Below are 8,749 nucleotides of genomic sequence, written 5' to 3' on the forward strand. Positions count from 1 at the left end.
ACCTCGGCGTGCCGGACCCGCGCTCGACGGGCCCGGCGGCCGGGAAGCGGAAACGCGGTCAGTGGCCGGTTGCCACCGCCGCGCGGAGCCGTTCCAGCTCCTGGTACATGACCTCGCCCGGGCACTCGGTCGCCAGCCAGTCCCGGTGGCCGCTGATCTCCGCGACCTCCTTCTGGACGCCGTTGACCGGGTTCGTGTACGTCACGCGGGCCTGCGGGTCGACGCCGTGCTGCCGCACCAGCACCTTCACCAGCTTGGTGAGCGCCGCGCGGGCGGCCTCCTTCGGGCCCTGCTCGGTGAAGGTGCCCAGCAGGGCGATGCCGAGGTTGCCGGAGTTGAAGCCGCCGACGTGGAAGGCGGTCACCAGCTTGCCGTCGGCGTCGTGCGCGGGCAGGCCGTCGTCGCCGGAGTAGCGGCCCTCGTAGATACGGCCCTCCTCGTCGATGAGGAAGTGGTAGCCGATGTCGCCCCAGTCGTTGGTGACGGCGTGCAGCTGGTAGATCGCGCGGACCGTGGCGGCCGGGTCCGGGTCGTCGTTGGCCATGGCCGTGTGGTGCACGGTGATCGTCTGGAACGGGTAGAACGCGGTCGGTGAGTTCTCCGTGCCGTCCGCCTTGAACCGCAGCGACTCGTCGGCGCCCCAGGCGGCGCGCGTGAGGTACTCGACGCCCCGGACGCGGGTGGGGTCGGACGGCACGGTCACCGTCCGGTCCGGGCCGTGCAGGGTGTCGAGCGCGAGCGAGCGCAGTCCGGTGGCTCCGTCGGGCGCCTTCAGCTCGTAGCCGGCGGCCTGGTCGGCCGCGACCAGCACGCCGCCGCCGTTGGCCACCGAGCACCCGCCGTCGCCGAGGGACTTCCATGCGCCCTGGCCGCCGTCGGCGTCCCGCAGCCGGATGCCGCCGCCGGTGGTCTCGTCGGTGCCGCCCCAGCGGACGCCCACGTAGCCGATGGGGAAGGCCGCCTCGACGGGTGCCTCGCCGGTGGCGGCCTCGCTGCGGGTCTTCGGGAAGGTCTCGGTCGTAGTGCCGGCCTTGGTGTCCTCCGTGCCGGTGTCCGCGGTACCGGAGTCGCCGGTCGTGGCCATCACGGTCGGCGTGATGACAGCGCCGGCCGCGACAGCGCCGGCGGCGCCGATCACGGCACGACGGGTCACCCGGGACTTGGCACGGTGGGTGGGGGAGGTGGGGGGAACGCTCACGATGGGTCCTCAATCGCTCGGGGTGGTACTTGAAGACACAACGGAGAGTACGGAGTGGAGTAACTGCTTCCGCCAGCGCCCCCGACCCTGACGGAGCGTCAAAGCTTCGTTACATGAAGGGACTTGAGGGCGGAAGGAGGCGTCAGGACCGTGTGGGACGGACAGAACTGTCGACGCGGGGCGGACGGTCGATAGGGTCGCCGGATGAGTTCCTCTCCCGCTCGCCTGGTCCGCGAGTTCCATCGGGCCTTCGGCCTCGACGCCCGTACCGCGCCCACCGAGGTCTCGCCCGAGCTGGCCGCCCACCGCGGCGAGCTGCTGGCCGAGGAGGCCGCGGAGGTCGCCGAGGTGGCGGTCGACGGCCCGCTCGACCGGCTGGCCCACGAGCTGGCCGACGTCGTGTACGTGGCGTATGGCACCGCCCTCGTCCACGGCATCGACCTCGACTCGGTGATCGCCGAGATCCACCGCTCCAACATGACCAAGCTGGGCCCCGACGGCCGGATCGCCCGCCGGGCCGACGGCAAGGTGCTCAAGGGGGACCACTACCGGGCGCCCGACGTGTCGGCGGTGCTGCGGGAGCAGGGCTGGACCGGCTGAGCACCCTGGCCGGGTGGGTGCTCAGAAGCGGCCGGAGAGGAACTCGTCGTCCGAGTCGGCGGTGACGGCGGTGACGGTGTAGAGGTCGCGGCCCGCGTCGCGCCTGCCCTGGGCGTGGTTGTACTGGACCTTGAAGACATAGGTGCCGGGGGCGAGCGTGACACCCGACTTCAGCGTGATGACGTACCCCAGCTGGTCGCTGGTGGAGTTCTGGCCCACGGCCACCTTGTCACCCAGGGAGGTCCAGGTGCCGCTGCTCGACACACCGCCGGTCTGGATGACGCGCACGACGACCTTGAGCGAGGTGAGCGGCTCGGTGGACTTGACGGTGACGGTGCTCTGGTCCCAGTAGTCGTTGGAGTCGGTGTCCACGCTTCCGTCGGCCCACAGCGGGTCGGCCGTCGACTGCGACTCGGTGTTCTGGGTGGTGGTGCTCCCCTTCCCCTGGGTGCCGGCCGAGCCGGAGGTGCCTCCGGTGGTGCCGTCCGTGTCGGACTGCGAGTCCGCGTCCGGGGTCGACTGAGCCGCGCCGCCCGCCCCCGCACCGGAGCCCGCTCCGCCGGACACCGGGACATAGACGACCTCGGGGCCGTCCTTGCCCTTGTCCTGCTCGTTCGGCGACGGGGCGACGGCCGCCTTCTTGGTGTCGCCGGATGAGGACTTCTCCTTGGTGGGCTCGTCGGCCGCCGTCGTCACCTTCTCTGCGGAGCCGCTGTCCCAGTCGATGGCGGCCACGGCCGTGGCGGAGCCGGCGATCACCAGGACCGCTGCGGCGGAGCCTCCGACCGCGGTCCACACCCGGCGGCCGGGCAGGAAGCCGCGGAGCGGGGTGCGGGTCTTCCGGGCGAAGAGGTCGGCGAACTCGCCGTCTCTGTCGTCGCTGGGGGTGGGCGTGTGTGGCATGGGAGCGGTCCTTAGAGAAGTGTCCGTGGGCGCGGGCGTGCGTACAGGGGTTTGCCAGGGGTGGCTCAGGGGTTCTGCGGGATGTCCTCGGGTTCGAGCGTCATCACGTCCGACTCCGACGCGTCGGGCAGTTCGGCGACGCGGTACGCCTGGCGTTCCGTCATGGCCTGGAACAGCTGGCGGGCCGTACGGCCGTTGCCGAAGCCCCGGCCCCGGGGCATCGCGTCGAAGCGTGAGGTCAGCGACTCGCGGGCGTCCGGGGCGAGTTCGTACTGGTGCTGGGCGGCCTGGTGCTCGACGATGCTCACCAGTTCGGCGCTGCCGTAGTCCTCGAAGAGGAGAGTGCGGTTGAAGCGGGAGGCGAGGCCGGGGTTGGAGCCGACGAACACCTCCATCTCCTTGAGGTATCCCGCGACGATCACCACCACGTCGTCGCGGTGGTCCTCCATCAGCTTCAGCAGGGTGGCGATCGCCTCCTGGCCGAAGTCGTTCGAACCGGTGTACTGGGTGAGCGAGTACGCCTCGTCGATGAACAGCACACCGCCCCGGGCCTGTTGGAAGAGGCGGGTGGTCTTGGGGCCGGTGTGGCCGACGTACTCGCCGACCAGGGCCGAGCGGTCGGCCTCGACCAGATGGCCGCGCTCCAGCAGGCCGACGGCGGCCAGGATGCGGCCGTAGAGCCGGGCGACGGTGGTCTTTCCGGTGCCCGGGTTGCCGGTGAAGACGAGGTGGCGGCTGAGCGGGGGCGGGGCCAGGCCCATCTCCTCGCGGCGGCGGACCATCCGCATCAGCTTCACCAGGGACGAGACGTCCTGCTTGACACGGTCCAGACCGGCGAGGCCGTCGAGTTCGGCGAGCAGGTCCTCGATGGTGTCCTCGGGAGGCGCTTCGGTCTCCCGCGCGCTGGTCGGCGGGTCCACGCCCGGGCTCCCGGCGGCCGCCAGGGACTGGTCCGCGCCGGTCGGCAGGGACGGGTTCTTCACGTCCCGCGACACGCAGTCGTCGAACACCGGGCGGGCGCCCTTCTCCAGCGCCACGTCCTCCTCTGTGTCCCGGATCAGACAGCCGCGCAGGACGGGGGCGCCGCCGGCCGACACGTGCAGCGCCGGGAAGGCCGAGCCGTCGCTGCCCGCTCCGGCGAAAACGCAGTCCTCGAAGGTGCCGCGCGCTTTTTCGCCGACGAACAGGCTGTTCTTGCCGGTCCTGGCCACGGTGACGGACCTGACCCGGGGTTCGGCCTGCGGGCCCACCACCAGACCGGAGCCGGCGGCGTCCCGGACCGTGCAGCCCTCGACGCTGGGCGTGGCGCGTTCGCCGATCACCAGTCCGGCGGTGCCGGTCCCGCTGATCCGGCAGTCCCGCAGCACCGGGGCCGTCCCCGTGCCGCAGGAGATCCCGGCCCGCTCGGCGTCCGTCACGTCGCACTCCTCCAGGACCACCGTCCCCGTCGACTCGGTGGTGATCCCGGCCCGGCCGCGCACCACCGAAAGGCCGCGCATCCGGGCCTCGGCCGCGCTGTCGATCCGCACCCCGGACAGGCCGCAGTCCGTGATGCGGCCGCCCTCGACGGTGAGCCCGGCACGGTCGGTGGCCCGGATCCCGTGCTCCGGTGTCGAGGCGATACGGCACGACGTGAGCGCCACCCGGGAGTCGTCGCAGGCGTGCACCGCGCTGAACGAGGACTCCGTCATGTCACCGGCGGCCACGCGGACCTCGGAACGGTCGCCCGCCAGTAGCGCGTTGGCCCGGCTGCCGGTCACCGACGTGCCCTCGGCGGTCAGCCGGGCCGAGCCCCGGGCCACCAGACCCGAGCCGTGCGCCCGGTCGACCTGGCAGTCCACCAGTTCCACGCGGCTCTCGCCGTCCGCGCTCACACCGGGCCCCGAGCCGTCCCGCAGCCGGCAGTTCAGCAGCAGGACGTCCCCGGTGCCGGAGACGGCGACCCCGTCCGTGCCGGTGCGCAGGATCTCGCAGCGGGTCAGCAGGACGCCGCCGTCCGCGCTCTCCCGTCCCTCGCGGCCTTCCCGGTTCACGGTGTCTTCCCAACCCTCGGGGCGCGTCGAACTGCTCAGCACCCGCACGCCTTCGGCGGCCGTCTCCGCCACCCGGCAGTCCAGTGCGGCGACGGCCGCCTCGTCCTCCACCAGCAGACCGCTGCGGCCCGGCCCGGAGATCCGGCACTCGCGCAGCACCGCCCGGGCGGCGCCCCGTACGCGGACGCCGGACCCGGTGACCCGTCGTACGGTCAGTTCGGTGGCCTCGGCGACGGCCCGGGCGCCGATGACGACTCCGGTGCCCTCGATGTCCTCGACGACGACCCTGGTCAGCCGTGCCGATCCGGTGGTGTTGAGGTGCACGGCGGCCAGCTCGGCCCCCGCCACCCGGCAGTCCGTCAGCGTGAGCGCCGCGTCGCCGCCCGCCTCGACCCGGCCGCCGGAGATCTCGCAGCGCTCCAGCTCCAGATCGCCGGCGCCCGCCAGCACCGCGGGCAGCGCCGGGTCCTGGCCGGTCAGGGCGAGGCCCTCGACCCGTACGCCCGGGGCGGTGACCTCCAGCACGGGGCGGCCGGGGGACGCGGCCAGCAGCCGTACGGCGTGCTCCGGGCCGTCCTCGGGCAGCAGCCGCACCGCGCGGTCGAGGAGCAATTGCTCGACGTACTCGCCCGGGGCGATCCGGATCTCGTCGCCGTCGCGGGCGGCGCGTACGGCGGAGGCGATGCTGCGGTGCGTGCCGCGGCCCTTGGGGGCGACCCGGTGCACGGTGGAGGTGGGGGTCACAGGAGTTCCGTTCCGTCGGGGAGAGCGGCCGGGTCGATGGTCAACGGCTGCGGTGGTGTGGGTGCCGGGGCCGGTGTGGTGGGCGTGCTGCTCGAGGACGGGAAGGCGCGGGTCGGCTGGATGTTGGCCGTGTCCTTGTTGTTGATCCCGTAGTTGAGGGTGCCCGCGCCCAGTGCCTCGGCGGCCTGCCAGATCAGCTCGCCGGGGCCACCGCGGTGGAAGATCCGCGAGCCCGCGGTGGCGTGCCAGGTGTAGCGGAGGAGTCCGCTGGTGATGCCCGCGAAGGCCGAACCCGCCGCGCCCCAGGCACCGGCTTCGAGGGCGTCGAGGCCGGTGCGCTTCTGCCCGTTCACCCCGAACACGGCCGCGTTGACGGCGTTGTTGACGAAACCGGTGAGGACACCGACTCCCAGGTTGTTGAAGAAGTCGTAGGAACCGGAGCGCCAGCGGGTGGGGTTCTCGAACACGGTCCACTCGCCGTCCCAGTCGTCCTTGGAGGCCAGCGGGTGGCGGTTGAAGTCCATGCCCTGGTCGAGGTTGGTCAGGCCGTACTTGAGGTAGCCGAGGCGTGTGGTGTCGTATGCGACGTTGACGCCGACGCGGATGCCGCCGCCGATGGCACCGTTGAGGGCCGCCCGCTGGAGGGCCGTGGTCGGGTCGAACCTGGTGTTGCCGAGGTCCGCGGTGATGGCGGAGACGGCGAAGCTGGTGCCGAACTCGATCAGGTAGCCCGTGGTGAAGTCGAGGACGGCCTTGCGCAGTTGGTGCCGCCACATCGGCATCGCGGCCGAGGAGCCGTCGTCGACGCCGGTCCAGATCTCGTGGAACACATCGCGGAACTCACGGTTGAAGCCGCGCAGTTCCGTGGTGTAGCCGCGGAAGTCCACCTCGCGCCCGATGAGCCGCCAGCTGCGGTGCCCGTCGAGGCCCACCTCTCCGCCGACCTTGGGCAGACTGCTGATCTCCGGCAGCTTGGCGATGTCGAAGTTCGACCAGCGGCCGAAGGCGTCGGTGCCCCAGACCCGGCCGGTGATGGTGCGCTGGGCCACCAGCCGGCCGTCCTGGTACTCGCGCCACTGGTTCCACAGCGATTCCGTCTCCCGGAACCGGCCCTCGAAGCCCTCCACCGGATCACGGCGGTGGACCACCTTGCCCATGTCGAACTCCTGCCAGATCTCCCGGTTCACGGTGGCGGAGACGTCCGGCTCGAAGTGGCGCGCCGACTGGGAGAGGAGATCGGACAGGGTGATCCGGCCGGAGTCCACGGGCGGTGCGACGGCGGACTGGTTCACCGTGTACGCGTACTCGCGGACCCGGCCGCCGTCGCGGAACCGTACGACGTCGGTGCCGATGTGGTCGCTCCAGCGGCCCTTGGCGAGGTCCTGGTAGGTGCGCATGCCCTTCGAGCCGACCGTGCCGTCGGCGTCGATCTTCTGCCAGGACCAGGTGCCGTCGGACCCGCGGGTGGCGTCGATCCAGACGGAGCCGTCGCCGGTGGCGTCGCGCTCCCGGATCGCGTCGCCCCGCCGGCCGTTCGGCAGCCTCTCGAAGTCGGTGAACGAGTCGTCCCAGGTCCGGGTGTGTACCAGCGAGCCGCGGTTCTGGATCCGGATGCCCTCGGTGACCTCGCCGTCCGGGCCGGTGGCCTTCCAGGTCCAGCGGTCCTTGCGGGGGTTGCCGTGGGACTCGACGTACAGATCGTCCCAGTGGTCGCGTCGGCCGGTGATCTGCAGCTGGGTGTTCTTGTCCACCCAGACCCCGGAGACGTCGTCGGCGCCGATGCCGCGCGCCGGGTTCTCGGCGAGGTACTCGCGCACGCCGGTGCCCTGCGAGCGCATGGACAGCAGCTCGTTGCCGTCCGCGTCCTTGAACACGTCCACGAAGCCGCCGTCGGCGGAGACGTGCCGGGTGCCGGTGGTGCCGGTCTTCGTGTCCAGCCAGGGCAACTCGTACGAGTCCGCCGCGCCGTTCCACTTCGGGGCCGGGGCCCACTGCTTGGGATCGGTCGCGCTGCGGCCCACCTCGATGACGTTGCCGTTCTCCAGGGTGCGGGTCTCCCGGACGATCCGGCCGAACCGGTCGACGTCCTGCCAGCTGTGACCGCCGTGCGAGACCAGACGGACGCCGCGCAGCTTGGTGCCGTCGGCGGCGGTCTCCGTCCACTTGGACACCTGGAACATGGAGTCGCCGGTGATGAAGTTCCGGAAGAATCCGTCGAACCGGCCGTGGCCCGCGCTCGGGTACCAGGCCGCCGCCGGGAGGCGCTGGTCGGAGATCCGGGCGACATGCAGGGTGCCGCCGTCGGCGAGTTGCGTCAGCTCCTCGGTGAGTTCGTCGATGAAGTCGATCGGCTTGTTGTTCGGGCCGACGGCAGTGTGCACCAGGGGGTTCGCCCGCATCCCGCCGGGGGCGGGGCCGGACAGCACCGGGTGCTCCAGATACTGACGGGAGCCGTGGTAGCCGTCCAACGGCCATACGTCGCCACGCCGCTGGGCCACGGCCTGCTGCCCGGTGGCGGGGTCGGGATACGTGTCCTTGTAGCCGATCCGGGTCCAGGACCAGTCGCGTGTGCCGTGCAGCACCTCGGTGCCGTCCTTGTCGAAACGCGTCCAGACCCAGTCGCCCTTCGTGTTCTTCTCCGCCCGGATCAGACCGCCGTCGAGGGTCTTGGTGTACGTGCGCACATCGAGGACGTCCATCGGGGCCCAGCGGTAGGGAAGCGTGTCGTGGAAGGTCCTGCGGTCGCTGTCGAAGACCCGCTCCCCGGCCCGCAGCTTGTTCCCGGCCTCGTCGAACTCGGTCCAGCGGGCCCGGCCGGACCGGTCCAGATCGAGGTGGAGGACATTGCCGTTGCCGAGCACCTCGCGCTCGAACAGCGTCACCTTGCCCTCGCCGATCAGCTTGATCCGACCGGTGGCGGACTGCTCCACCTTGGCCGTGTCGAAGCGGCCGGTGAGCGGGGTGCCCGAGGAGTCGAGCCGTACGGCCTGGCCGGTCGCGTGGTCGATCTTCCAGTACTGGCCGTTGACCTTTCCGCCCTTGACCCGTACGGCGACGGTCTCCTCCAGCAGCTTGCCCGCCGGATCGAACACCGTTCGCTCCAGGGGCTGGGCGGCCGGTCCGGTGGGGACCAGGGCGATCCGGCCGTCGTCGAGCAACTCGGCGCGGAAGCCCGGCAGTTCACGGCCCGCCGATTCCAGCACCTGCGGTACGCCGCCGGGGGCGTCGGCGTCGAAGCGGAACATGCCCCGGCCGCCGGGGAGTTGGACGT

At 71.8% G+C, this 8,749-nt stretch carries 4 protein-coding genes and 1 pseudogene; 1 reads left to right on the top strand and 4 read right to left on the bottom strand.

Translation table 11 applies throughout. The features are described 5' to 3' along the window. Positions 1-58 precede the first annotated feature (58 nt). Positions 59-1,198: a peptidoglycan recognition family protein gene (locus ACFU53_RS16480; protein WP_383991906.1), complete on the bottom strand. Its 1,140-nt coding sequence runs from the start codon at positions 1,196-1,198 to the stop codon at positions 59-61. A 204-nt stretch (positions 1,199-1,402) separates the two neighbouring features. Here ACFU53_RS16480 and ACFU53_RS16485 point away from each other — a divergent pair, with 204 nt between their 5' ends. Beyond that, a complete protein-coding gene (locus tag ACFU53_RS16485; protein WP_383991909.1) occupies positions 1,403-1,798 on the top strand; it encodes a MazG nucleotide pyrophosphohydrolase domain-containing protein in 396 nt (131 codons plus the stop codon). Between the two features lie 21 nt (positions 1,799-1,819). Here the strand turns inward: ACFU53_RS16485 and ACFU53_RS16490 are convergent, their stop codons facing one another. The 3 genes and pseudogenes from ACFU53_RS16490 to ACFU53_RS16500 form a co-directional block, all read right to left on the bottom strand. After that, entirely contained in the window at positions 1,820-2,701 is an 882-nt protein-coding gene (locus ACFU53_RS16490) for a hypothetical protein (protein WP_383991912.1), read from the bottom strand. A 65-nt stretch (positions 2,702-2,766) separates the two neighbouring features. After that, entirely contained in the window at positions 2,767-5,478 is a 2,712-nt protein-coding gene (locus tag ACFU53_RS16495) for a right-handed parallel beta-helix repeat-containing protein (protein WP_383991915.1), read from the bottom strand. After that, positions 5,475-8,749, bottom strand: a pseudogene (locus ACFU53_RS16500) (hypothetical protein); the annotation flags it as partial. The pseudogene ACFU53_RS16500 and the gene ACFU53_RS16495, both read right to left, overlap by 4 nt.

Origin of the sequence: Streptomyces sp. NPDC057474 (assembly GCF_042802555.1) — a bacterium.
In the GTDB taxonomy this organism is placed as follows: Bacteria; Actinomycetota; Actinomycetes; order Streptomycetales; family Streptomycetaceae; genus Streptomyces.